This window comes from Rhodococcus sp. D-6 (assembly GCF_040256695.1).
GTDB classification, from domain to species: Bacteria; Actinomycetota; Actinomycetes; order Mycobacteriales; family Mycobacteriaceae; genus Rhodococcus; species Rhodococcus pyridinivorans.
Genome location: NZ_CP132970.1, coordinates 4,156,530 through 4,180,958, shown reverse-complemented (window position 1 = coordinate 4,180,958; position 24,429 = coordinate 4,156,530). Strand labels below are relative to the sequence as shown.

Sequence of the window (24,429 nt, the reverse complement as noted above, 5' to 3'; positions counted from 1 at the left end):
TCCTTCGATGCTGGTGGTCTCTGACCACGCACCAGCACCCCGAAGGAGACCGCTTTCTCATGTTGACATGGGAGGAAGACGTGGAGATCCACGCACTGCACAAACGAGGCTGGACGATCTCGGCGATCGCCCGGCACACCGGCCGAAACCGGCGCACGATCCGCAACTATCTGAACGGCACCACCACCCCCGGCATCCGTAAACCCGCTGGTGAGGATCCGTTCGAACCGTTCGTCGACTACGTCACCGCTCGTCTGACCGAGGATCCGCATCTGTGGGCACGGACCTTGTGCGACGAACTCGAAGACCTCGGCTACACCGCCTCGTATCAGACGCTGACCCGCCAGATCCGGCAACGCAAGCTCCGGCCCGTCTGCCAAGCCTGCGCGTGCGCGACCGACCGCCCCAACGCGGTCATCGACCATCCGGCGGGGGCGGAAACCCAGTGGGACTGGGTCGAGCTGCCGAACCCACCCGCCTCGTGGGGCTGGGGTAAGACCGCATATCTGCTGGTCGGATCGCTCGCGCATTCGGGTCGGTGGCGCGGGGTGCTCGCCCCGGCCATGACCCAGCCGCATCTGATCGACGGCCTCGACCGGATCTGCCGAAAACTCGGCGGCCTGACCCACACCTGGCGATTCGATCGAATGTCGACGGTCTGTTACCCCGACAGCGGAAAAGTCACTGCCTCCTTCGCCGGGGTCGCCAAGTATTACGGCGTGTTGGTGGCGATCTGCCCACCGCGGTCCGGCAATCGCAAGGGTGTCGTCGAGAAGTCCAATCACACTGCGGCCCAGCGATGGTGGCGCACCGTGGCGGACGAGCTCACCGTCGAGCAGGCCCAGGCGAGCGTGGACAAATTCTGTAGTCGACGCGCCGATGCCCGGATGCGGGCCACCGCCGACGGCAAGGCCCCGGTGCGCACCGTCGCCGACCGGGAACCGTTGACGTCGATGCCGAGCAGTCCGTATCCGGTGGTGCTCAGCGAACCGCGCACCGTCTCGAGGCAGGCGTTGGTGGCCTACCGCGGCAACCGCTACTCGGTGCCCCCGGAACTGGCCGCAGCGCAGGTCACCGTCACCCGGCAGCTCGGCGACGAGGTGATCGACATCGTCACCGCCTCGCAGATCACCGTCGCCCGCCACCGGTTGGCGCCGGACGGGGCCGGCGCCGTGGTGCGCGATCACGGCCACGTTCACGCCCTTGAACAGGCCGCGATGGCCGGTGCCGCGGCCGGAGGCCGACCGCACCGCCGCAAAGAACGCATCCCACCCGGACCCGAGGCGCTCACTGCGGCAGCAGCATTGCGCACCAACACCACGGACCGCCACCCACCGTCGACGACACCGCGATCGACGGTGGTCGACCTGGCCGCCTACGAGCGCGCAGCCCGCGGAAGGAACACCCTCGTATGACCACCACCCCCGACACCACCGCGACCTCGGCAAGTCTTTATCAGCGTCTGCGAGGACACTTGGCGACGCTCAAGTTGCACGACGCTGCCGAAGCGCTGCCGTCGGTGCTCGACCGAGCCCAGAAGGACGGTCTGTCGATGACCGCAGCGCTCGAACAGCTGCTGTCGATCGAGGTCGACGCCACCGAAGCCCGCCGCCTCGCCGGGCGGTTGCGGTTCGCGTGCCTGCCCACCCCGGCCTGTCTCGAGGACTTCGACTTCGACGCCGCCCCCGGCCTCGATCGGGCATTGATCGCCGAGTTGGGCACCTGCCGGTTCCTCGAAACCGCGACGAACGTCCTGCTCATCGGGCCGCCGGGGGTCGGAAAGACCCACCTGTCGGTGGGCTTGGCGCGGGCGGCCGCGCATGCCGGTTATCGCACCTACTTCACCACCGCCGCCGATCTGGCCGCCCGCTGCCATCGCGCTGCGATCGAAGGCCGGTGGGCGACGACGATGCGGTTCTACGCCGGCCCGACGCTGCTGGTGATCGACGAACTCGGCTACCTACCCCTGCCCGGCGAGGCCGCCTCCGCACTGTTTCAGGTTGTCGCGCAACGCTATCTGAAGACCTCGATCATCATCACCACCAACCGGGGTGTCGGAGAGTGGGGTGAGGTCCTCGGCGATACGACCGTCGCCGCCGCGATGCTCGACCGGCTTCTGCACCGATCGGTGGTACTCAACCTCGACGGGGATTCCTACCGGCTGCGTGATCACCACGCCCGGTCGGAAAAGCTCCGTCAAGCCACCACCGGCACCCGGCAACCGCTACAGTGAACCCGCCCACGAGTGGGCACTTTCGACGAGCACAAGCGAGCACCTTCGCTGAGCCTCATCAGCCTTGAGCACTCGCTCCATCCTTTGATCTGTCGGATATCGCGCTGGCGAGTCTCCGACAGTGCGTTGCAGGTGGCGACCAGCAACCAAGGAAGCGGATCGGCCGGTAGCTGATGGAGCTCCTTCCACCCGGCGGCTACAGCCTCGCCACCTGCTCCGACGAATTCGCGGGCCTGGACCGCGGTTCTGGCAACTCAGCTCGAAACCCCGAACGTGCGGCGCGACGAGGAGATTCGCGCGGACCATGCAGCAGGATTGCTGTCCGCAGTCTCGCAGAGCGCCACGCCGTCACCCCGGAGGGGATTCGCCAGATCCTGCGCGAGTAGCCGACCGCTGGCTCGCCCGGACACGGCCTCCGCTCGCCCGATGTGCTCCCTCGCCACGGGGACGGTTCAGGCTGTTCGGGCGATCTCGACGGCGAGGCGTCCGTCGGCGGTGGGGGTGACACGCGACCGGATATGGTCCAGCCCGCACTTCTTGAAGGCGACGACCTTCCCTTTGCCGAGGTCGCGGGCGGCGACCCTGGCGATGTGGCCGTCCCCGCTGGCGTAGACCTTGTAGGTGATCCACGTACCCGGCTCTGTCCTGACGAGGACGTTGGCCTTGGCCGCGGCGAACTCCTGCGGCGTAGGCGTTCGCTCGGGGACGGGCTGGGCGCCGAACACCTCGTCGATCGTGTGGCAGTCCGATTCCGCGGTCAGTTCGTCGAGCAGGTCACGGTGCCGGCGGCCGTCGAGTCGGCCGAGCTGCCCGGCCTCGACGAGTCCGTGGCCGGCGGCTGCGTCGACCGGGGTCCAGTCGAGTTCGTTATCCCAGTAGAAGTCCTGGCCGAGCTGGCGGTGCAGGACGAACCGGCCGAGGTTTGGCACGTAGGCGTAGATCCGGGCGGCCTGCGTGTCCTCGTAGGCGAGCCACTGATCCTGGCCGAGGTAACTGACGGTGTAGAGGCTCATGATGTGTCCCTTCCGCGATTCATCTTCCGTGGTGCGTAGTTCTTCGGGGTGACCGGGCAACCGCCGAGCTCGGACAGTTCCGTGAGTCCGGGTGGGGTGGGGACCTGCGCCCAGCGGGCGGTCATCTTCTCGACCAGCGCGGCCCGCTCCTGAGCGGGAACGCGAGTGTCGCGGGCTCGCTCGTAGTCGAGGTGGGTGTCGTCCTTGACCTGCTGCGACTTCTCGGTGTGGAACTGGAACTCGGCGACCAGCCCGTCCGGGTGACGGGCGAGCATGTGCAGACCCTTGTACTGGTTGCCGTCGAGATAGGACTGTTCGGCCTCGATCACCGTCCAACCACGGTCCGACAGGCGAGCGGCCACCGCAGTGGCGGTGGCGACGACCTGCTCGGGACGCGAGATCGCGGTGTAGCGGACGACGTCGGTGATCTTCTCCACGATCCGTTCCGGCTCGGCGAACGGTGCGGCCTTGACACGGTCGGCGAGCTTGCGGGCCAGCGAGGCCGGGCTTTTCATCCGGAACTCGAGGCCATGCATGCGGGCACCCTCGGGAAGCGCAGCGAGCACATCAGCGGTCATCGCGGCCTCCTGCTGCTTCGCGGCAGTCATCGTGCCGACGACCAAGTCCAGTTATCGGAAAACGGTTCGAGCATCTCGATCGAGCATCCTCGGGAGGTGACATCACCTCACCAGGTCCGTCAAGCGCCTGGAGATGTCGACGACCAGGTGTGAGCTGCGCTCATTGTGAGTCACGGCGACCGTCCCGGTATGGAAAGCTCCCGCCAGCGAGTACTGCGTGGTCGATATGGCAGGCGCGCAGACGTATCCGAGACAGCTCCAACTGCCCGTCGTCGCCGCTTCAGAGTCCACCGGTTAGAACGCGGCGTCCTTCTTTCCGATGCTGAGGAGGTATTCCTCCGCCTCGGGTTCGGCGGTGAACGAAAGCACCTCGCCGACGTGCCGGCGCAGCACTTCGAGGACATCCTCCGGCGTGTCGTAGAAGAACTCGCGCCTCGGATTCACCTTGTTGACCCGCCGTTCGGAAAATGTTTCGTGTAGTTCGGCTTCGACGGTCACCGCATCCTCGGAGAAGAACAAGGCATGCACGTCGAATCGGAACGGCACCGATGCGTCACCGAGTTCACGCACCCTGTCCATCGGGTCGAGCCTGCGGGTCATCCCGATCTTGACCATGTTGATCCCGAAGGCACCCATATTCGAGATGACGTAGACGTACCCGGCGCGGATGTTCGCTGCCCGATAGTCGACGTCATCGATTGCGCGCTGGACGTCAGCGAGCTTGGTCCTCAGGCGTTCGGCAGCCGCACTGTCACCGTTGGCCTCCAACGTAGCCAAGGCCGATTGGTAGTGCGCCAACTCTTTGTCCAGCTTGGCGCGTTCGGTGGCTAGTTGTACTGACCGGACACGTTGATCGATAGACAAGTCGCCACTTGTGACAGAAGGCCACGCTTGTCTATAGTGTGGGTATGACAGTTTCACTGGATGTTGCCCTGCCGCGCACGGACCTGTCGGCGCGGGATCACGCGCGGATGCTTGCTCCGTTGTTGAAGCCTTTGTCAGACGAGAACAGACTGATGATCGTGCTGACGCTTGCGGCGGGGGCGTGCTCGAACAAGAAGTTGCAGGAGGCCACCGGGTTGAGCCAGGCGCTGGTGAGTCACCATGTGGCAGCCTTGCGGCAAGCGCAGCTGATCAGTGTGCGGGCCGAGGGCCGGTCCAACATCTACGCGCTGTGTTGTGAGCAGTTGGCGGCGCCGGTGCAGTGGCTCGCTCACTTGGCGACTCTCACTCCAGAGGGACAGAAGGCGTGCTGCACTGCCCCAGCAGGGGAGGGTCAGGCATCGACTGAGGGTGCTGCGCGGTGATTCATGCGGTACAGACCTTCGGGTTGATCCTGGTCCAGTTGCTCGTCCTGTTCTCGCTGATCTCGGTGCTCGTTGCGCTGGTGAACCGGCGGTTCGGGCCGGATCGGATCCAGAGCTGGATGGCCGATGGGCGCCTTCCCGGCCCGCTCAAGGGGCTACTGCTGGGGGCGATCACGCCGTTCTGTTCCTGTTCGACGCTGCCGGTGCTGGCTGGGATGTTGAAGTCGGGGGTGGCGTTCCGGACGTCGATGACCTTCCTGATCTCGTCACCGCTGCTGGATCCCATCATCGTGGCCGGGGTGGTGCTGCTGTTCGACTGGCGTATCGCGTTGGTCTACACGGTGGTCACCGCCGCATGGTCCCTGCTCGCCCCCCTAGTATGGGAACGACTCGGCATGGCCAGCCAGCTCAAGCGAGTCAAGGTCGTCGGCGACGACAGCACCCCCCACCCCTGGGCAGGCCTGCGCAACGAGATCCGGCCCGCACTCGGCGAGGCCTGGGCCGATCTGAGACCGCTGCTCGTCCCGATGGTGCTGGGTGTCTCGGTCGGTGCATTTATCTACGGTTTCGTGTCTCAGGACCAACTCGCCGCGGTCGCTGGCGACGACAAACCGTGGGCCGTGCCGTTGGCCGCCGTGCTTGGCGTTCCGCTTTACGTGCGTATCGAGACGATGCTGCCCATCGGCTTGGCCCTCAGCTCGACCGGCATGGGGCTAGGTGCAGTGTTCGCGCTGATGATCGGCGGCGCCGGAGCCTCGATCCCCGAGATCTCGATGCTCACCGCCTTGTTCAAGCCCCGACTGGTCGTCACTTTCGTGGTCACTGTCATCGGCACGGCCATCGCCGCCGGCTACCTCATCCCACTGATCGCCTGACCCAACCACCACATTCCCAACCACACGAGGAGAACAAGCAACCATGGGACTCAAGGACCTCTTCACCGCACGCAAGCAGGACAGCAGTTGCTGCGGGGCCCAGATCGTGCCCGACGATGACGACCAGCCCCAGAGCGAGCAGGGAACACCCACCGAGACGGCTGCCTCTTCAGCGCCGAACAGCGAGGACACGGACGGCAACTGACATACCGAATCGATGGGGCTGCACCACAGGGTGCAGCCCCATCACTGTCTCCACCCGCTCGTCACCAGGAAGACCACCATGTCCCACGCCAATGCCGCCCTCACTCCGCGTCACCGCCTCAAGGTTGCCCAGCTGGTTGTTGACCACGGATGGCCGATCAGCGAGGTCGCTGCCCGGTTCCAGGTCTCCTGGCCCACCGTGAAGCGCTGGGCTGACCGCTACCGGGCCGGTCAGTCCATGCAGGACCGCAGCTCACGGCCTCACCGCTCCCCGAACAAGACCAGCCCCACGACTGCGAAGCGCTGTATCCAGCTCCGGCTGCGTCTGCGGGAAGGTCCGGTTCAGTTGGCATACCGGATTGGCGTTGCTCCGTCGACAGTCCACCGGATCTTGGTCGACGTCCACTTGAACCGCCTGTCGCACGTCGACCGTGCCACTGGAGAGCCTGTTCGTCGCTACGAGCACGACCACCCCGGGGCGATGCTGCACGTCGACGTGAAGAAGCTCGGCAACATCCCAGACGGCGGAGGCTGGCGCTACGTCGGCCGACGACAAGGCGAGAAGAACCGCGCAGCCACACCCGACAAGCCCAAGAACAAGCACTACGACCCGTTGATGGGCAAGGCCTACGTCCACACCGTCATCGACGACCACTCCCGCGTCGCCTACGCCGAGATCCACGACGACGAAACAGCCCACACCGCCACAGCGGTCCTGGCCAGGGCCGTCAAGTGGTTCAACGCCCGCGGGGTGACCGTCGAGCGGGTCCTGTCGGACAACGGTGGCGCCTATCGCTCACACCTGTGGCGCGACACCTGCGCCGAGCTGGGAATCAGGCACAAACGGACCAGGCCGTATCGCCCGCAGACCAACGGCAAGATCGAGCGCTTCCACCGCACCCTGGCCGACGGCTGGGCCTACGCCCGCTGCTACACCTCCGAGACGGAGCGTCGCGGCGAACTCGACGGCTGGCTGCACTACTACAACCATCACCGGCCCCACACAGCCTGCAGCAACCAGCCGCCCTTCTCACGATTGACCAACGTGTCCGGTCAGTACAGCTAGTTCCTGCTCGGCTTTGCGTTGTTCGCGCAGCTCCTCACGGCGCGCGCGTTCGGCTTCCTTTTCTTCCTGGACCTTCTGGTGGACATCGGCGGCCAGTTCGAGTTCGCGCAATCGGAGGCGGTGATAGTGATCTGTTACGCGTAGAGCGATCATCTGCCCCTGACGTGCGATCTGTTCGGAGGCCTTGAACAGTCGAGCGGACGCGGCCGCGAGATTTCCTGCCTTGACCGTCTTGACGCAGTTCTCCGCCTCGGCGTTGTAGGCGCGCAGCATGATCTTCGACCTCTCCGAGACGAACTTTCGCCCCTGCGTTGCGGAGTTGTTGAACGTGAAATTCGAGGTAGCGGTGATGGCAGTCTTATCGCGCACAGCCTGTTTGATCGCTGCCTGCACGCGGGCGAGTTCATCCTTCAGCTGTACGGACGTCTCGGCCGGATGGGGTCAAGCCCCAGAAGGTGGTGTAGGACGGTGATCCCTTCTCCTGTCCTGCACTATGCAGCAGGAATCGCGGCAGCAGGTTCCGTAACCACCTCCCCGACACTGTCCGGCGCGGTGCCCACAGCACGACAACGAGCCAGCACCTCGAGCCCGAGATACCGCCGGCCCTCCGTCCATTCATCGGTCTGGGGCCTTGACCCCGGTTCTTGGACACGCTGAATCCAGCATCTGCTGGGGAAGCGAGATGATCTTCAGTCATGTCACGAAAGAACTACTCGGAGGAGTTCCGGCGCCAGGCGGTCGAGTTGTACGAGTCCACGCCGGGCGCGACGATCCGAGGTATCGCCGCTGACCTCGGGGTCGTGCGCGGCACCTTGACAGGCTGGATCGACCAGTACGGGACCGGCACCAAAACCCACGTCGACGGCACCCGGGTGCATACTCCGGCACGGCCTCATAGCCTGAGCTCCGGCACGGGTAGCGAATCGGAGACCGTCGAGCAGAAACTCGCCCGTCTCGAAGCCGAGAATGCCGCCCTACGAGCGGAAGCAACCAAGCTCACCACCGAACGCGAGATCCTTCGTAAGGCGGCCAAGTATTTCGCCGGGGAGACGAACTGGTGACCCGCTTCCAGTTCGTCGCCGACCACTCCGACACCTATCAGGTGAAGCGGTTGTGCGAGCTCGTCGAGCTCGAGCGTTCGTCCTACTACGCCTGGAAGTCCGCCGAGCCGGACAGGACCGCTCGCGCCGCGGCCGACGCGCAGCTGGCCGAACGAATCCGGGCGATCCATACCGAGGACAACACCTACGGAGCACCCAGGATCACCGCAGAACTCAACGATGGCGTCACCGTGAACGAGAGGGTCAACCACAAGCGGGTGGCCCGGGTGATGCGTCAGAACAGCATTGTCGGCTACCGCCGTCGACGACGGGTCACGACCACCGTCCCAGAACCTGCGGACCAGAAGGTGCCCGACCTGCTCGAGCGGGACTTCACCGCCCCTGCACCGAACTGTATCTACGTCGGCGACATTACATATTTACCGATCGAGGGCGGTGCCAACCTGTATCTGGCGACGGTGATCGATTGCTACTCCCGCAAACTCGCCGGCTGGGCGATCGCCGACCATATGCGCACCGACCTCGTCGCCGACGCTCTCCTTGCTGCTCATGGAGATCGTAATGGATTGTCCGGGTCTATCTTTCACTCCGATCACGGCGCGCAATACACCTCGAAGGATTTCGCTTCCCTCTGCGCCGACCTCGGCGTCACCCAGTCGATGGGTAAAGTCGGCACGAGCGCCGACAACAGTCTCGCCGAATCCTTCAACGCCGCCCTCAAACGAGAAGTCCTCCAGAACGCGAACGTCTGGTCGGACGAAGCCACGTGCCGGCGTCAGGTGTTCCGTTGGGTCACCCGCTACAACACCCGACGACGACATTCCTGGTGCGGACACCGGTCCCCGAACACCTACGAGACCCTCTACATCGCTACGCTGGCATCCGCGGCGTAATCCACCACCCGTGTCCATTTGCTGGGGGTAAGGCCCCTGCTCGGCCAGAACAGCACCGACCAACCTGACGACCGCGTCACGGTTGGGGAAGATCCCCACCGCATCGGTCCGACGTCGGATCTCTCGATCGAGACGCTCGGCCGGATTATTCGACCACACCTGAGTCCACACATCCTTCGGAAATGCGCTGAATGACAACAGATCCTGGCGGGCATTGCCCAGGTGCTCGGCGACCGCCGGGAGCCGGTCCTCGGTGTACTCGACAAGACGATCGAACTGGGCATCGACCGCATCGGCGGTCGGCTGGTCGTAGACCGAATGCAACATCGCCTTGACCGCCGGCCACATGCTCTTCGGACACACACCCATCAGGTTCGCCGCGTAATGGGTCCGGCATCGCTGCCACGCAGCACCGGGCAGGTTCGCCGCGATCGCATCGACCAGACCACGGTGTGCATCGGAGGTGACCAACCGGACCCCGCTCAGACCGCGGGCGACCAGGTCGGCGAAGAAGGTGTTCCATGCCGGACCGGTCTCGCTGGTGGCCACGTGCAGGCCCAGCACTTCGCGGTGCCCGTCGGCGTTGACTCCGGGGGCGACCATCGCGACTGCGTTCACGACCTGCTTGTTCTCGCGGACTTTCATCGTCAATGCGTCGGCGGCGACGAACGTGAACGGGCCCGCGTGATCGAGTCGGCGTTGCCGGAACGCGGCGACCTGTTCGTCGAGGTCTTCGGCCATGCGTGAGACCTGGGACTTCGACAGTGCGTTGATGCCGAGGGTTTTGACCAGCTTGTCCATCCGGCGGGTGGAGACCCCGGCCAGGTAGCAGTCGGCGACCACGGTGATCAATGCCGCTTCGGCGCGTTTACGGCGTTCGAGGAGCCATTCGGGAAAATACGTCCCGGACCGGAGTTTGGGGGACGGCGACGTCGATGGTGCCGACGCGGGTGTCGAGCGGGCGGCGTCGGTATCCGTTGCGCTGGTTGACTCGTTCGGTGGACTGTCGGCCCCATTCGGCGCCGCAGACCGCGTCGGCTTCGGCGGACAGCAGGGCGTTGATCATGGTTTGTAGCAGTTCGCGCATCAGGTCGGGAGACGCGTCGGTCAGGGCTTGGTGCTATACACCCGCAGGGTCGACAATGTGGGGTGCGGTCATCGTGATGACTCCGTTCGAGGATTCTGTGGAAGGTTGACTCGAAGGATCACGCGGTGACCGTTTCACGTCCAGCAGCGACACGCTGTCGGTTGTGGTGCTGGTCACCGGGTTACACCACTCTATGGGGCACTACTGGTGGAGAATGTGAACACTTCAACTACCATCAACCGAACACTGCCGTCAAAACCGGCCACCCATGAGCAAACTCAGGGCCGGCGCCACCAACGTCACGACCTTATACATCTAAGCGGGAGTTTCCACAGAGGAACGGCTATGCCGAGGACTACAGACGTCTGGAGAGTGATCGTCTCAGCGCTGACGGCTATGGCCATCGTCGGCTGTTCGGCCGATCGAGCTGGCGAACTAGACGAAATGGTCGTGCCGAAGCAGCTGTCGTGCTCGGTTAACTCGGAAGCGAACTTGCTACCTCCCCCCTATTGGTTTGTGGCCGCACAAATAGTCCGAAATGATTCGACTATGATCGTAGTCGAAATGAATATGTCTTCCCTGCCGCCCGAACGCTACTCCAATGTAGTTGGAAATCCTCCTACCTTGACAAACATCGGGATAGAAATGCTCGATGGGGGGTCCTGGGAAGACAGACCCCTTGGGATAAACAGGGTCTTAATCGAGATGGAGCGAATCTCTCGGCCCGCGACGGCATCCCGCACCGTTGAAGTGGAATCGGATGACCCTGAAAATTTATTTGGTACCACAATCGAATCCCAAGAGGAATGGCCCTCTCCTCGGGGGATCCAGGTGCTGGAGGCCGGAAATTCCCTAACCGTGATCATCGAACCCGAGGTATTCCCAAACCTCCGCGCCGGAAAAGACTTTCATACCAGTATAATTATCACGCACCAAGACTTCAGAAATACCCTTGATACTCCGAGTTATTCTTGGCCTCAGTGTAAGTAACGGAGCGCATCGCCGCGTGTGCAAAGCGATCACTGTAGCCTTCCGCTGGAACGAGGTCCTTAAATAAATAATCGGATCCGGGTTATCGGCAACACAATTCCATGGTCTTTCGGACATGGCTGCAGAACCTAACGCATTCCGAAATGCGCTCTAACCTCGATCTTTCGTGCGGGTGACGCGCCGGCCTGAGCAGTTCAGATTGGGTGTGGAAACCTGCGGATCCGGTGTGCGGCCACGATCGACTACCCGACACGGTCGGGTGACGCCGGGGTCCACGGCCCCGAGCTGAGTGTCCTTTCGTCTCGATAAATGAAGATACGTGCAGGTCACGCAGGCGCAGGTAGCGCGGTGAGCCTGTTCAAGCCGGCCACGAGAACATCGACACCCGGAGCCGTCGCGGCCAGCCGCAGTCGAACACGGCGGGCATGCCGGGCGATCTTCCCGGCGATCGACAGCACCCGCAGCCGTAGCCGTTTCGGTTCCCACCTGCGTGCAGTCACGTCGGTGAACGCGAGCATTTGCATCCACGCGGTCAGCTCGCATGCGAGTTGCACCAGCGCCAGCCAGATCCGGTTCTGGTCGTAGCCGTGCAGCGGAAGATCCTGCAGACCGGTGACTTTCGCTGCCCGGATCCGGTCCTCGCACCGAGCCCGACGCCGGTGCCGCAGCTCCAGATCGGGGAGTTGCCCACGGCGGGTGTTGGTGACGAACGCGGTCAGGCGCAGGCCGTCACGGTCGGTGAACCGCAACTGCGCACCCGGATGCGGGCGTTCCTTCCTGACGATCACGCGCATGTCGTTCGGCCACGTGGACAGGTCGAGCAGTCCGGTGATCTCCGTGACCCAGGCGCCGTCACGAACCTGCCCGTCCGGGTCGTAGGCCGGAGTCCATGCCTGTTCGGGGACCAGATCGAGGGCGGCGGTCATCGTGTCGGTCAACCCGAATCCGACCGAATACGAGAGCCTGCGTTTGGTCAGGTACTCGATCAAGGAGTGGGTGCCGCCGGCACCGTCGATCCGGACCAGTACCTTCTTCCCGACCCGATATCCCGGATCGAACGGTAACTGCGCCAGTGCGTCCTGCACGACGGTGATGGGGGTACCGCCCTGCACGTAGTGCTTGGGGGAGGATCGGCGGCGGTGTTCGACCCGGCGTTACCGGGGCGCAGCAGCATCATCGCGACGGGTTCACCGGTGCCGTACTCACCGTGGTCGATGAACGCGCACAATGGATGAAACCCGTAGCCGCGTTTGAAGTTCGGGGCAGCGTGTTCTTTGTCGGAGTGGGCGGTGACGAGGGTGGCATCGATGTCGATGACCAGTGGTTTTTGTTCGTCGATGGTGTGGTCCGGTGCCGCGGAGCCGGCGGCGGTCCAGGCGTGGGCGCGGGCGGTGGCGCGGGCCCGTCCGATGGCAGCGAGAGCAGTATCGGCGTCGGAGGCCAACACACCGATCAGGCGGGAGACGGTCGGATCGGACGCCACCGCACCGAACAGTTCGGGCTGGGCACGTAGTTGGTTGATGTCGGCGAGGCAGTCTCCGCCGAGTGCGAGGGAGACCGCGAGGTCGAGGAGGATCTTGCCGGGATCGTGGCGAGCCAACGGTTTGCGGAACGGGCCGAGTTCGGTCGTCAATGCCGTGGTGAGGCCGGTTTTCTCCGCGGTGCGCAGTAGCAGGATCGCGCCGGCATGCGACACGAGGCTGGTTCCGGTGGCCGATGCGGACACGTGTGGGTAGGGGGACGTAGACTTGCTCACCGGAATGGTGCCTTTCGGACTCGGACTGATTCAACCTTCGCAAGTCGAATTATCCCAGTTCAGGGCACCATTCTTCGTGTTCGACACGGCCGCCCGCTCAATCAGTACGAAAGCGCGAGGCTAAGAGTGAGTGGTGGGATCAGAGAGTGCTGAGCCAGCATTCGAGTGCGAGCTGGGCCGCAGAATAAGGGTCTGTGAGGTCGACTCGCACGGATGCGTCAGTGAACGTCACCCTTGTCGAGTTCCCTTCACTGTCACGATTATTGACCTGCGAACGCACCTCCACGACCGCGTTTCCAGCCGGGCCTTTGCGCATCTGAAGGTAGGGCGAGAACCCCGGATAGCTGTTCGACAGCCACAGCCTCAACCTGTCGTCGCTGATCCCCAGATCGAGTTCGTCGGGATGATCGTTTGCTTCGTTCGCGAGTGCAATGAACGCATCGGCGAACGCGTCGGGGATCGTGATGTACGGATCGGCCATCGTTCCTCCTACTGCAGAGGCAGGCCTATGCCTGCGGTTGACGGGAGCGACGTTAGGGACGTCGGCAACACGGTGTTACAGTGTCTTCTCGCTGGAGTTAGCGGGACCCGTCTGCGATCGAGCACGAACAACCCAGAGGCCCTCGTCCCCGCCCGCCTCACCGTCGATAGTCTCGAGCGATGCCACCACTGAACCCCAACCTCGCCGGCCGGGTCTTCCCGCCGACGACATACCTCGTCGGCCGCGAGAAGGTTCGCGAGTTCGCCCGCGCCGTGCGCGCGACGAACCCGCTGCACCACGACGTCGAGGCATCCCGGGCCGCTGGCTTCGCAGATGTCATCGCGCCGACGACCTTCACCACCGTCGTCCAGTCCCCCTCGGTGACCCAACTCGTCGAAACCCCGGACACCGGACTCGACCCGCACCGCATCGTCCACGCCTCGGAGAAGATCGAATACCGCCGCCCGATCGTCGCCGGCGAGGAACTCAGCACCACGCTGACGATCACCGACGTCACCGAGCGTGCCGGCAACTCCATCCTGTCCACGATCTGCGAAATCCGAGATGAAAGCGGCGACGTGGTCGTCACCATCACCTCGTCGCTGCTGCACCGAGGAGATGACGAATGACCTACACAGTTCCTCGCTTCACGGACCTCGAGGTCGGTGCGGTTGTCGCGAAGGCCGACCTGACTGTGACCCGAGATGACCTGGTCCGCTATGCCGGCGCCTCGGGCGACTTCAACCCCATCCATTTCAACGACGCCGTCGCGACCAGCGCAGGACTACCGGGCGTTCTCGCTCACGGGATGCTGACCGCGGCCCTCGGTCTGCAGGTCGTCACGGACTGGCTCGGCGACCCCACCACGGTCGTCTCGTACGAGACCCGGTTCACGCGGCCGGTCGTGGTCGACCAGGTGAAGGGTGCCGAACTGTCGATCTCGGCGAAGGTGGCTCGACTCGACGACGAGGAACGCACCGCGCGAATCGACGTCACCGTGTCTGCTGAGAGACAGAAGGTCCTCGGGAAGACCCAGGCTCACCTCAAGTTCTCCGCCTGATCTCGTACAACCGCGGCAGGGCCCTGCCACCACGTGTGGCAGGGCCCTGCGCTGCAGTGGGTTACCCCCGCATCACTGCTGCATCCACACGTACTGGGATGTACCGAAGGCCGGCACTCCCAGCGTCTGGACCGTCAGTAGGCTCGCGCCCGCACCAATCGGGATGTCGACTCGGCTGGGTCCGGGCCTGTCCACCGTGACCGTTACCGCGTGGCCGAACGGCGCGATGCCATTCACCCATTCCAGCTTCACCGGGGCCACGCATTCTGAGCTGGCGCCGAAGTTGCCCGTCGGCGTGAGTGTCACCCCGAGCAGGTCCGTTCGGCCGGGGACGGTGTCCCTCGATATTTGGATCGGACCGCCGCATCGGTCGAGGTTGACGACGGGCCAGATGTTGTCTCCGCCCGGGCTTGGTGTGACCGGCGGTGATGCCGCTGATGCGAGCCCGGCTCCGGAGATAGTTAGGGCTCCTGCCGCAGCCACTCCGGCTGCAATCTGAACCGCACGTCGCACTGCACCGTTGAGCTTGCTCATGAATACCCCTTGATCGTTGGTGAACTGGCGGCTCGACCGTACGTAGAGGGTTCACCAGTTCGCGGGCTCGATCTTGGTGACTGCTGACGGAGGTCGACGGCGCGCGAGCTCAATATCTGCAACACTTCCCCGCTCTCGCATGGCACACTGGGCGACCGGTAGCAGCCACCTACGACCAGGAAGGACACTCGAATGCGCACCAGCGCGTACCTACAGTGCATGTCGCAGCCGAAGATCCAATTCCTGGACCGGCTCGCTGAACACTCCGGCACGACCGCCGGATTCCGCGTCTACTGACGCCCCTCCTCTCGGGGCGTGCGCGCCCCGACTTTCAGTCACCCCCGAGGTGACTTCCGGCCGACCCCGGCCTCATCGGGACGAGCACACCTCGAGAACCCGCCACTCCCCTCTGCGAGAGAACGAGGTTGTCGATTGCCATGCACCGCCCACCCACCGCCATCACCGCCCGCACCTGGATGAACACCCGCGTGCGGGTCCTCAACGTCACCTACGAGGACTTCGACGTCGTACCGGCCGCCCGAGCGGTGGTGCTGCTCAACGAGTAGCTCGCGATCACCTTGGTCGAGCACACTCCGCGCTTCGTGGTGCGATCGCAGCACGTGGCGATCCCTCTGCCGCACACGATCCAGCTGCTTGAGTACGTCCATACTCCCCCGCGACCGGCGATCGATGATGACACCCGCGCGAGCTTCGCAGCGGTGCTCGCTCGCGACCACCACCGGTGCGCGTACTGCGGCCAGCCCGGTGCCCGGACGGTGGACCACGTATTTCCCAAGAGTCGCGGCGGAGGAGACCACTACGGCAACCTCGTTGCCGCCTGCTCGGATTGCAACGGCCGCAAGGCAGACCGCACCCCCGAGGAGGCCGACATGCCGCTCCTGTGGGTGCCCCGGGCACCCCGTACCGATCAGAAGCGCCAGCAGGCCATCTGGCGCGAGTTGGCCCCAACTACCTGAATCGCCTGGAAGGAGGCGCATCCCGATGACAGTCACGCTGACCCTGACCGACCTGCTCCCCATCTCCGAGGACGCCACGGACTGGGACGTCGCCGCTTGCCGTGGCGATCAGCACCCGGACCGATGGTTCCCGGACCCGAGCGAGTCGTTCGACTACGCCGCTAGAATCTGCGCTCGCTGCCCGATCGCCGACGCGTGCGGCACCTACGCCAGCGCGACCGGGCAGACCGGCGTCTGGGGTGGCCGTGAATACCGTCGCGGCAAGTTGATTCGCTGAGCACACGACAGTGGGCTCCACACCAATGCTGGTGTGGAGCCCGCTGTCTTGCTGTTGCGGTCAGCCCGCGATCGGCGCAGCCGGATCCGCGGCCGGGGCAGCCCCGAAAGCTGCGATGGCGTCACCGACCGCCGTGCTGATCAGGTTTCCGCTCAGACCCGGCGTGGCGTCGTTGAAGAACGTCTCGAGGGTCTGGTCGACCTGGTCGAGGATCTGTTCGCCACCCGCCTGAGCGCCGACGAAGTCCCGGACCTGTGTGTCGAGGGCCGGGGCCGTCTCGGTAGTGAACGACTGAACCGCGTCGACCACGGTCGCACCCACCGGATCCTGGGACCACTGATCTAAGGTGGTGTCCACCTGCTCGGCGATCTGGTCCTCTTCGACGTCCGGGACCGTCGTCTCGATCGGGGTGGCACCCTCGCCGGCTCCGTAGGCGGTACCAGCCGCGAGGCCTGCGGCGCCACCAATTCCGGCGCCGACCGCACCACCGGTAACGCAGCCTGCTGCAGCGCCGATCGCGGCGCCGCCGGCAGTGCCCGCGACACCGGTGGTGATCGGTGCGGTTCCGGGGATCGGGGAGGGAACCCATCCGCCCAGGACAGCACCACCGATTCCACCGATCGTGCCGCCGATGAGCCCTGCCGGAACTGCTGTGGCCACACATCCGGTCGCGAACCCGCTCACCGCGCCAAGCGCGGTTCCTGCCACCTGCCCGGAGGCGACCTTTTCGGCTTCGGTGGTTTCCAGGCCAACCGAGCGCCACGCGTCGGTGACCTGGGCTTCGATGACAGCCGTGGTGTTGTTGGTGCGCTCGGCGTCGATGTCCGAGACCCAGTTCGGCTGATCGAAGATCACTCGTCCGACGCGGATCTTGTCCTTGGGAGCTTCGATTGGGAGCGTCGGATCGATCACCGGCGTGGGTGCATGCAGATTGCTCCAGTCGACCTGGGGCGAGGTGTTCTCGGAGTAGTTGGTACCACCCGAGTAATCGTCGCCTCCGGAGTAGTTGTTGCCCCCGGAGTAGTCGTTGCCGGACCAGACCGTCTGCGTCACGCCACCGCCGGTTTCCGGGTTGTACGCCCGCGTGCCGCGGTTGTACTGGGGCGGCGGAGCGACCCAGAACGACTCCTCGGGCTCAGGAGCACTCTGCACGGGCGCTGGTTCCGGAGTTGCCGGCGTCGGGTTCGGGTTCGACCACCCGGACTCCGGTGCGCTGTCCGAAGGATCCGGGTTCGACCACCCCGACTCCGGGGCGGCAGTGGCGATACCCGCGCCGGTGATGGCGGTCATGCCGATACCAGCGGCGACCGCCGTCGGGGCAATCCACGAGCTTCGTGGCTTGCGGTGCTTCTTGGCCATCTGTTGTTCCTCCTGTGCTGCAGCCAGAGCTGATACCGAGTTCCCGGCGGCTCCGGGACCGGTGAGCCTGTGCGACGCGGGGCCCCGCACGTTGTCGCAAAGGTCGCGCCGACCGTAGAGCGGCGCTTCTCCACTCCCACCCGACGCCGAGTGAAAACAGTTCGCATGCAGGGCAAACAAGCGATGACCTGCGTGGAGAAGCATGGGGCTACGGTTCTGCGCACCGACCACCAGACCGACCCGATACGAGGAACGCCATGGCACGCGGACGCGTAGAACCCGACACACAGCCAATGCCCGGGAACGACGAGTGGGACAGCGACGACCCATGGGCTGAGGAACCAGTCACCGACGGACAGAGCTTCACTCCCGGGTACGACCAGGGGTTCGGCGACGAGTACGTCGCGGACGAATTCGGCGGGGGCACCGACGGCTTCGACGACGCCTCGGAGGTGACCGCTGCGTTCCCCGCGGTGACCCCTGCCCCTTTACCCGACTACGAGCCCTGGGATCCGCGCGCCGAGTCCGAATACCGTGGTGCCGATCACTACGAGAGATCCGACTATGACCACCACTCTTCCGACGCCCGCACAGCAGATCCCTACGGGGGCATGCCCGAAGGGGACTTCGACACCGACGCGTTTCTTCGGACTCCCCAGAAACCGACCCGAACCCCCGCGGGAAAGCGTCGTCGCGTCGGCGTGGTCGCTGTCGTCGCCGGGGTTGTGGTCCTCGGCGCCGTTGCCGTCGGCACTTTCCGGGGCGGCTTCACAGATCAGGAATCCTCGGCGGCGGTAGGTACAACCGCTGCCGTCACGACGACCGCGCCGGCGACGCCGAGCACCGTCGCTTCCGCTCCTGCTCCCGGGGACACCACCAGCGGCCCCGGGGTGATCCTCGGCTTCGACAACGCGTACTACGAGCAGCGCAACGGTGCCGCCGCTGCCGGATACCTCGTCGCCAGCCAGAACATTCCCGCCACCGCGCAGGCAATCCAAACCGACATCGACCGACTCGACCCGTTGACGACCCACAACATCGTGATCACCAGCACCGAGACCGAGAACGTCTACAACGTGCGACTGACGGTCACCACCCCTGACGGCGTGAGCCACGAGTACCACCAGCAGTACACGGTGGTCTCAGCCGGAGGACGGTTCTACATCGCGAACAAGCTGAACTGCGACTCGGTCTGCCCGACCCCCTGACAGTGCGACAGCCGGGGACTGAAACATCCGCCGCCCGAGGAGGTTCTGTGGAGGCGTCCCCGACAACCCGGTCCTGCGGACCGATCCCCACAGAGGAGGATTCATGCCCACGCTGTCGCCGCTCCACGCCATCCTCAGTCCCGTTGCACTGCACGCATCATGGAGGAACTGGCAAGACCGCACAGAAAACACGGTGGTCGCGGGAGTCATTCGCGTCGATCGACCCACCCCCGATCTGACGCAACGCATCCGGCCGTACACAGCCGTTGTGACATATCAAGGCATAGATGGCCACACCACGACAGTCCCCTTCGAACGTGACCACACGCAGCGCGCCGAAGCGGTAGTACTCGATGCGTTCGAGCACTTCTATGCGCTCGCCGAACAATCCATCATCCGCCCCGCCTTGTACATCGACCATTCGGGAGTCCGCGCCGAGACACGACGATGCGCTGCGAGCTTCCCCGCAGTCGTCCTCACAGCGAGTCCGCTCGGCTGCCATTCCGAACTCTTCCATGCCGCCGGACGCGCTCTACCCGAGGTACCGAAATCGTTGAAGAACCCCGACCCGACCCGCAGCGGCAAACGGGAGTCGATTCTGCAGGTCGCCACCGACGCGTCGAAGCGTCGCGGCCGCGCCGGTGTCGGCATCAGCGCAGTGGACGCCGCCGGCAGGGTCTACGTCGACTACCTACCCGACGTGGAGAGCATCAACTTGGGTGAGTGCCTCGCGATCGAGATGGCGGTGCGCCGACACACTGGCCAGCTGGAGATCCTCACCGACAGTCTGCACGTCGCTACCTACCTGCAGAGCAACGATCCCGACGTCCCCCGTTGGCTCATTTCGAGTCACGCCGGCCGGGTCCGGGCGCTGCGGGAGAAGCTGCAACGGACCGGAAGCACGGTGCGCTGGGTCCGTGGTCACGATGGGCATCCACTGAACGAGGCGGCCCACCGGGCAGCGATTGCGGTGCGCCGCAACAACGAGTTCGACGTTTCTCCAACCGTAGCGTCGGACATGTACCGGAGGATCGGTGGTGACGCAGTTCAGTTGGTCGCTGCATGAACCGTGACTACAGGTCTGCGGCGTCCAACGCCGGGGCGGTTGCGGCAGGCTGGACCACGGAGTGTGCGCGAGGTGCCCGTGAGGGTGCCGTGGGAGTCGGCTCCGGAGCGACGACGGGCGCCGCAGCGGGTGCTTCCGGGTCCTCGACAACCGCCTCGTCTGCTGGATAGAACGCGACCGCAGGCAGCTTCAACCCCATCTTCTGACTCAGGTACGCCGCCAGGTCCGCCAGCTCCGGTGCGGCCGCATCGGACCCGGCGGCCGCCGCGAACACCGCCGCTAACAGCTCGTACATCCCCGGATCGGCACCGACGAGAAGGCGAAAATCCTCCTGCCGCGCAATTCCGAATGCGAGGTGCTGCTCCCCGCCATCGGGAGCGTCCACGCAGCGCAAAGCGCCAGGTACGGCCTTCGATCGGAGATAAGGCCCCGGGGTGGCGCGCCCGGCGACACTCCGCAGCCGGGTCGCGGCCATCTCGAATACGGACTCAGCTTTGGTCATCTGCGCTCCTTCCAATCGGTGGTGCGGCAAAAGTTATCGGTCCGGTTCACCAGCTGCCGGTCGGAGCTGATGACCAGTGGGCACGAGGCTCGGGCACCGCGCCGATCCCCCATCGCGGTTGGCCTCACCGAGAATGTCTACTACTATTGGACGTGCTGGCGGCTGGTTCATCCACGTCGTGCGGCCGCGTCTCCCAGAGAGTCGCGCTACCTGTGCACCCCTCCCTCGCGGCGGGTGTGTGTGGGCAGATCCGATAGAGCGTAGTGAGCGTCGGCCTTGCCGGCGCTCCTCCTTTTTGTTCAGGTAGATAGCCTTTTTCATCAGAGTGGAGAAGGCGTTTGCCAGGGTGTCCGCGTCCACACCCAGCGGATCCGGGGACAGCGAGACCGGCCAATCACACCGGCCATCGACGTCGATCCGGGCCCACACCTGACTCGGAGATGCCCGATGACGCCCCGCGCATCCATGCTCACACGCGCCGCCACCGCTGCACTCACCACAGCCGTCGCAGGCGCAACCAGCCTCGGCGTCGGCGCGCTGGCCGGCCCCCCGGCATACGCCGCTCCCGGCGACTGCTCCCCCGCCGAAATCATCGCCGTCCCAGGCACCTGGGAGACCAACAAGAACGCAGACCCGAGTACGCCCGTGGGGATGCTCAAGACTGTCACCGACAAGGCCGCCGCCAAGTCCGGCGGCACCATCAGCTCTCTCTTCCCCGCCTACGAAGCCACCGCCTTCGACCAAGGCGTCGGCTACGCCGACAGCAAGGCCGACGGCGTCGCCGCCGTCAGCACCGCACTCAAGCAGCGCGCCGCTCGCTGCCCGTCCACCCTGTTCGGACTCACCGGATACAGCCAAGGCGCTGACATCGCCGGCGACATCGCAGAACAGATCGCACAAGGCAACGGTCCGATCCCCGCATCCAGACTGCGCGCCACCGTCTTGATCGCGGACCCTCGCCGCGGTACCCCCGGGGAAACTGTCGTCGGCCCGAATCCGCCCGGCCACGGCATCGCCGGTCCGCGTACCGACGGGTTCTCCGGCATGAAGGTCATGACCATCTGCGATCCCGCCCCCGACCTTTACTGCGCCACCCCGGGCGACGACGGTCTCCTCAGTGGTATCGGATCGGTGCTCGGCAACGTCGGGCTGGCAAGCAGCGCCGACGACGCCCCCACCAACCCTGCCGACACCGCCACGGCCACCGATCTCGCCCATCTCAACATCGACGGCCTCAAGACCGCATCTACTCGCATCCAGACCGCACTCTCCTCCGGGGACACCGCTGGCGCGCGCACGATCGCGACCCAAACACGCAAGGACAGCCAGCTGTTCCGCAGCCTCGCGCAGAACATCAGCAACGGATACGCCGCCGCCACCCTTACTGACTTCTCCCAGGACACGGCCCAGTACCGCGCCAGCACCGTCCTCAACAAGGTCCGCAGTGTCGACATCGACAACCTCTCGAGGATCCTCGACAGCCTCGCCGACGGCGCCGAGAGACTCGGCGCAAATCAACTCATGGGTTCCGCCGCCGACCTCGCCGAAGTTCTCGGCCCGCTCGCAGGACTCGGCGGTAGCGATGCCACCGCGGCCGCACGCATCGTGCGCGGCATCCAACCGGTCTCTCTGCTCCGCCAAGCCTCGGTCACCTCGGGCAAGGTCGCACGCATCGACTTCCAAGGCATCGTCAACGACCTGACCACTCTCGGCTCGCTCGCCGCCGTCGGCGACTTCCCCGCCATGCCCAACATCGTCAACGCCCTCAACGCCAAGCTCGTCGGCATCGTCGAAGCTGTCGACTCGGTCGATCTCGACCCGCTCATTGCGATCCTGCAGACCATGCCCACCGGGTCACCCGAAAGGCTGGCCGGGGATGTCCTCAAGGTCATCAACCGCCTCGACCTGACCGCACTCGCCCAAAACGTCGCTCTGATCGTCAAGTACGTGATGAGCGGTGACCTGCTCGCGATCCCACCGCTGATCCTCCACACCCTCGCCACCGCGGCCGACACCAGCGGGATCCTCGACGGCGTCGACCTCGACGCCGTTTCGAACCTCGCCTCCTCGTTCAACGTCGCCTCCGTCACTCGCTCCGCGACCCGAGCCATCTCCTTCTATTCCGGTGGTGCGCACCAGAACTACGGCCAGCTCGTCGTCGACTCCCGAGGCCGCGACGCATTGACCTGGACCGCGGACTACTTCACCAGTGAACTCGGAGGCCGCAATTCGGCCGTGACCACCACCAAGAGGGCTCCGGCAAGGACATCTGCAACACCGTCGCAGCCGACCTTTACCGTCGAGGGTGAGCCCGCAGCCGCGGGTAACTGACCGAAGAGAAAGGCGCCGGCCATGTCCGCGATACTTCACGCGGGCGCGTTCGTGCTCGCAATACTCATCAGCATCGCCCTGATCCGGGCCGCGTTCGCTGTCCCCGCATGGTGGGCTGCGCTAACGGTCTCCGCACTGATGAACATCCCGGTCGCACTTCTCGCGTGGGCGGGAGCCCCACGATGGGTCATACCCCTCCCGCTCGTGGCGATACTCGGGGTGCTCGCCTTCATGCTGTCCGCCGTTGCGGTCGAACAGCATCGGAGGTTGCAGCACCTTTGCCGCGAGCGGGACAACGCCCGCCAAACCCTCCGCCGACCCGAGTCGGTCGAGGCGTCTGCCTCGGCCGCCGCCGGCACACCTGCACCGGCAGGCTGGTGGGACGCACCAAAAATCACGGCACCCGTCACAGAGGACGACTCCATCGATACCGTCATCAATCGATCCGATCTGGTCGGAGGCCAGCACGGCAGGAACAGGAGTGCAGACCAAGACAGCCAGGAGTTCCAAGAGTTGATACGACGGAACTTCTCAATCTGAACCACCTACAACGGCCTGCAACGCTTCTCGTGCTGCAGGCCCGTTGCGATGATAAGGACTCGCCATCGAGTGGTGTCGTGAGTGCAGTCTCCCCACCGGTTACCGCACAAATACGTGCTCCAGACCGCGGTGAGGCCGCAGATCCATTGACATTTTCCGCAGGTCGAGGCGATGTAGTCCTGCTCAGAGCATCCGCAGTTGGCAAAAGGCTACGAGTCACTCAGTGTGAGCTGCGGCAAGTCAAAGGTCCTCAAGGACTTCTTCAGGTCAGGAGGCAGCTCATCTTCGATGAGCTTGAACAGGCTCGCGGTGCGGTGCACCTGGTTTAGGGCAAGCTCGGACAGGCTCTGCGTGTCGAAATGAGTCAAAGTGCTCGGGCTCACCTCCGCGCTTCTTGCTGCATCCACGATATGCGGATACCCGATTTTCCGGTCTATGGGTCCCCTCCCATCGTCTCGATTGCAGTGGACGATTGTGACCCCAGCAGACTGTGCCCAAGCGTCCGAGACGGTCGCTATCTGGGATGAAACCGATACTGGTACAAGGGAGCTGGCCTTGTCGAGCATTCTCGCTACCAATCCGAAGTGCGTCAGAGTGAGGTTATTGCGCGTCAGATAGATCTCTGTAGGAAGCGGTTGTGCCGATTCAAGGGCTTCAGTGAACGCCTTCTGATATGCAATTGCCGTTGCAGTTAGGGCCTCGACATCACACTTGGGTGGGGTAGGTGGAAGCTGCCGTTCAACGCCCGCTGCTGTTGCTATCTCGCGAAACGTCTCGAAAGACTGCGCGAGGAAAGCGCATGCGGAAACAAGCCAGGGGAGAGCCTGCTGCTCGATGCGTCTGCGTTGCCATCGGCCAATGAGGACGTTTGAGAAAACGAGACCTGGGCCAACGAGAGCAAGTGCCGCAGTCACACTGATCCAGAAACCCATGTCATTCGGCAAGTTGAGACCAACCCAGAGTGCAGCCAAGCTCAAGATGATTCCGCCCGCAGTGACTGTGCGTGGGATTGCCTCGCCGCGGGGCCCGTC

General features: G+C 64.7%; 25 protein-coding genes and 3 pseudogenes. 16 read left to right on the top strand and 12 right to left on the bottom strand.

Annotation, left to right across the window (positions count from 1 at the left end; genetic code table 11):
* Positions 1-59 precede the first annotated feature (59 nt).
* Together RBB84_RS19575 and istB are read left to right on the top strand one after the other, a co-directional pair.
* On the top strand, positions 60-1,415 hold the full coding sequence (locus tag RBB84_RS19575) for a helix-turn-helix domain-containing protein (RefSeq protein WP_068158111.1): 1,356 nt from the start codon (positions 60-62) through the stop codon (positions 1,413-1,415).
* Positions 1,412-2,233: an IS21-like element helper ATPase IstB gene (gene istB, locus RBB84_RS19570; RefSeq protein ID WP_068158116.1), complete on the top strand. Its 822-nt coding sequence runs from the start codon at positions 1,412-1,414 to the stop codon at positions 2,231-2,233. The genes RBB84_RS19575 and istB overlap by 4 nt, the downstream gene beginning before the upstream one ends.
* 452 nt (positions 2,234-2,685) lie before the next feature.
* Here istB and RBB84_RS19565 read toward each other — a convergent pair whose 3' ends face one another.
* The 3 genes from RBB84_RS19565 to RBB84_RS19555 all read right to left on the bottom strand — a co-directional run bounded on the left by RBB84_RS19565 (position 2,686) and on the right by RBB84_RS19555 (position 4,601).
* A complete protein-coding gene (locus RBB84_RS19565; protein WP_350246552.1) occupies positions 2,686-3,246 on the bottom strand; it encodes a hypothetical protein in 561 nt (186 codons plus the stop codon).
* A complete protein-coding gene (locus RBB84_RS19560; protein ID WP_350246551.1) occupies positions 3,243-3,854 on the bottom strand; it encodes a hypothetical protein in 612 nt (203 codons plus the stop codon). The genes RBB84_RS19565 and RBB84_RS19560 overlap by 4 nt, the downstream gene beginning before the upstream one ends.
* Before the next feature lie 264 nt (positions 3,855-4,118).
* Entirely contained in the window at positions 4,119-4,601 is a 483-nt protein-coding gene (locus tag RBB84_RS19555; protein WP_350246550.1) for a GIY-YIG nuclease family protein, read from the bottom strand.
* A 131-nt stretch (positions 4,602-4,732) separates the two neighbouring features.
* Here RBB84_RS19555 and RBB84_RS19550 point away from each other — a divergent pair, with 131 nt between their 5' ends.
* From RBB84_RS19550 to RBB84_RS19535, 4 genes are all read left to right on the top strand, one after another.
* Complete coding sequence (locus RBB84_RS19550) at positions 4,733-5,131, top strand: metalloregulator ArsR/SmtB family transcription factor (RefSeq protein WP_048896403.1); 399 nt, start codon at positions 4,733-4,735, stop codon at positions 5,129-5,131.
* The gene (locus tag RBB84_RS19545) at positions 5,128-6,006 is read left to right on the top strand and encodes a permease (RefSeq protein WP_048896368.1); all 879 of its coding nucleotides are present in this window, start codon (positions 5,128-5,130) and stop codon (positions 6,004-6,006) included. The genes RBB84_RS19550 and RBB84_RS19545 overlap by 4 nt, the downstream gene beginning before the upstream one ends.
* A gap of 43 nt (positions 6,007-6,049) precedes the next feature.
* Positions 6,050-6,211 carry a hypothetical protein gene (locus RBB84_RS19540; RefSeq protein WP_154676754.1) on the top strand — a complete coding sequence of 54 codons (162 nt, stop codon included), beginning with the start codon at positions 6,050-6,052 and terminating at the stop codon, positions 6,209-6,211.
* A gap of 78 nt (positions 6,212-6,289) precedes the next feature.
* The gene (locus RBB84_RS19535) at positions 6,290-7,276 is read left to right on the top strand and encodes an IS481 family transposase (RefSeq protein WP_209907617.1); all 987 of its coding nucleotides are present in this window, start codon (positions 6,290-6,292) and stop codon (positions 7,274-7,276) included.
* Here RBB84_RS19535 and RBB84_RS19530 read toward each other — a convergent pair.
* Both RBB84_RS19530 and RBB84_RS19525 read right to left on the bottom strand, forming a co-directional pair.
* Complete coding sequence (locus RBB84_RS19530; RefSeq protein WP_350246548.1) at positions 7,241-7,669, bottom strand: DUF4041 domain-containing protein; 429 nt, start codon at positions 7,667-7,669, stop codon at positions 7,241-7,243. The genes RBB84_RS19535 and RBB84_RS19530 overlap by 36 nt on opposite strands.
* Before the next feature lie 98 nt (positions 7,670-7,767).
* Positions 7,768-7,902: pseudogene (locus RBB84_RS19525) on the bottom strand (IS256 family transposase); the annotation flags it as partial.
* A 69-nt stretch (positions 7,903-7,971) separates the two neighbouring features.
* On the opposite strand from RBB84_RS19525, the gene RBB84_RS19520 reads away from it, so the two are divergent.
* Positions 7,972-9,230, top strand: a protein-coding gene (locus RBB84_RS19520; protein WP_153008518.1) for an IS3 family transposase whose coding sequence is annotated in 2 segments (ribosomal slippage) — positions 7,972-8,317 and positions 8,317-9,230 — 1,260 coding nt in all. Because the reading frame shifts where the segments join, the coding sequence is not laid out codon by codon here.
* A 36-nt stretch (positions 9,231-9,266) separates the two neighbouring features.
* On the opposite strand, the pseudogene RBB84_RS19515 reads toward RBB84_RS19520, so the two are convergent.
* From RBB84_RS19515 to RBB84_RS19505, 3 genes and pseudogenes are all read right to left on the bottom strand, one after another.
* Positions 9,267-10,317, bottom strand: a pseudogene (locus RBB84_RS19515) (IS256 family transposase); the annotation flags it as partial.
* A gap of 1,316 nt (positions 10,318-11,633) precedes the next feature.
* A pseudogene (locus RBB84_RS19510) lies at positions 11,634-13,063 on the bottom strand (IS1380 family transposase).
* 139 nt (positions 13,064-13,202) lie between these two features.
* Positions 13,203-13,544, bottom strand: coding sequence for a hypothetical protein (locus tag RBB84_RS19505; protein WP_193904210.1), 342 nt, complete (start codon positions 13,542-13,544; stop codon positions 13,203-13,205).
* A 179-nt stretch (positions 13,545-13,723) separates the two neighbouring features.
* On the opposite strand from RBB84_RS19505, the gene RBB84_RS19500 reads away from it, so the two are divergent.
* Both RBB84_RS19500 and RBB84_RS19495 read left to right on the top strand, forming a co-directional pair.
* On the top strand, positions 13,724-14,173 hold the full coding sequence (locus RBB84_RS19500) for a MaoC family dehydratase N-terminal domain-containing protein (protein ID WP_350246546.1): 450 nt from the start codon (positions 13,724-13,726) through the stop codon (positions 14,171-14,173).
* Complete coding sequence (locus RBB84_RS19495) at positions 14,170-14,604, top strand: MaoC/PaaZ C-terminal domain-containing protein (RefSeq protein WP_350246544.1); 435 nt, start codon at positions 14,170-14,172, stop codon at positions 14,602-14,604. The genes RBB84_RS19500 and RBB84_RS19495 overlap by 4 nt, the downstream gene beginning before the upstream one ends.
* Before the next feature lie 72 nt (positions 14,605-14,676).
* Here RBB84_RS19495 and RBB84_RS19490 read toward each other — a convergent pair whose 3' ends face one another.
* Positions 14,677-15,138 (bottom strand): hypothetical protein, encoded by a 462-nt coding sequence (locus RBB84_RS19490; RefSeq protein WP_350246542.1) that lies wholly within the window; start codon positions 15,136-15,138, stop codon positions 14,677-14,679.
* 437 nt (positions 15,139-15,575) lie between these two features.
* Between RBB84_RS19490 and RBB84_RS19485 the strand changes: the two genes are divergently transcribed.
* The 3 genes from RBB84_RS19485 to RBB84_RS19475 are packed head-to-tail and all read left to right on the top strand — an operon-like array spanning position 15,576 to position 16,392.
* The gene (locus tag RBB84_RS19485; protein WP_350246540.1) at positions 15,576-15,704 is read left to right on the top strand and encodes a hypothetical protein; all 129 of its coding nucleotides are present in this window, start codon (positions 15,576-15,578) and stop codon (positions 15,702-15,704) included.
* Positions 15,705-15,758: 54 nt separating this feature from the next.
* Positions 15,759-16,115, top strand: a complete 357-nt coding sequence (locus RBB84_RS19480; RefSeq protein ID WP_350246539.1) for an HNH endonuclease — start codon at positions 15,759-15,761, stop codon at positions 16,113-16,115.
* 25 nt (positions 16,116-16,140) lie between these two features.
* The gene (locus RBB84_RS19475; protein WP_169687144.1) at positions 16,141-16,392 is read left to right on the top strand and encodes a WhiB family transcriptional regulator; all 252 of its coding nucleotides are present in this window, start codon (positions 16,141-16,143) and stop codon (positions 16,390-16,392) included.
* A 60-nt stretch (positions 16,393-16,452) separates the two neighbouring features.
* Here the strand turns inward: RBB84_RS19475 and RBB84_RS19470 are convergent, their stop codons facing one another.
* Positions 16,453-17,751, bottom strand: a complete 1,299-nt coding sequence (locus RBB84_RS19470; protein ID WP_283481396.1) for an insoluble domain protein — start codon at positions 17,749-17,751, stop codon at positions 16,453-16,455.
* A gap of 293 nt (positions 17,752-18,044) precedes the next feature.
* Between RBB84_RS19470 and RBB84_RS19465 the strand changes: the two genes are divergently transcribed.
* Positions 18,045-18,959 carry a hypothetical protein gene (locus RBB84_RS19465; RefSeq protein WP_350246537.1) on the top strand — a complete coding sequence of 305 codons (915 nt, stop codon included), beginning with the start codon at positions 18,045-18,047 and terminating at the stop codon, positions 18,957-18,959.
* A gap of 268 nt (positions 18,960-19,227) precedes the next feature.
* Positions 19,228-20,025 carry an RNase H family protein gene (locus tag RBB84_RS19460; protein ID WP_350246536.1) on the top strand — a complete coding sequence of 266 codons (798 nt, stop codon included), beginning with the start codon at positions 19,228-19,230 and terminating at the stop codon, positions 20,023-20,025.
* 7 nt (positions 20,026-20,032) lie between these two features.
* Here RBB84_RS19460 and RBB84_RS19455 read toward each other — a convergent pair whose 3' ends face one another.
* On the bottom strand, positions 20,033-20,527 hold the full coding sequence (locus RBB84_RS19455; protein WP_138845859.1) for a hypothetical protein: 495 nt from the start codon (positions 20,525-20,527) through the stop codon (positions 20,033-20,035).
* A gap of 447 nt (positions 20,528-20,974) precedes the next feature.
* Here RBB84_RS19455 and RBB84_RS19450 point away from each other — a divergent pair, with 447 nt between their 5' ends.
* A complete protein-coding gene (locus RBB84_RS19450) occupies positions 20,975-22,858 on the top strand; it encodes a cutinase family protein (protein WP_350246535.1) in 1,884 nt (627 codons plus the stop codon).
* Positions 22,859-22,879: 21 nt separating this feature from the next.
* A complete protein-coding gene (locus RBB84_RS19445; protein WP_193904220.1) occupies positions 22,880-23,398 on the top strand; it encodes a hypothetical protein in 519 nt (172 codons plus the stop codon).
* Between the two features lie 209 nt (positions 23,399-23,607).
* On the opposite strand, the gene RBB84_RS19440 is transcribed toward RBB84_RS19445, so the two are convergent.
* Positions 23,608-24,369 carry a hypothetical protein gene (locus RBB84_RS19440; RefSeq protein WP_350246533.1) on the bottom strand — a complete coding sequence of 254 codons (762 nt, stop codon included), beginning with the start codon at positions 24,367-24,369 and terminating at the stop codon, positions 23,608-23,610.
* Between the last annotated feature and the right edge of the window lie 60 nt (positions 24,370-24,429).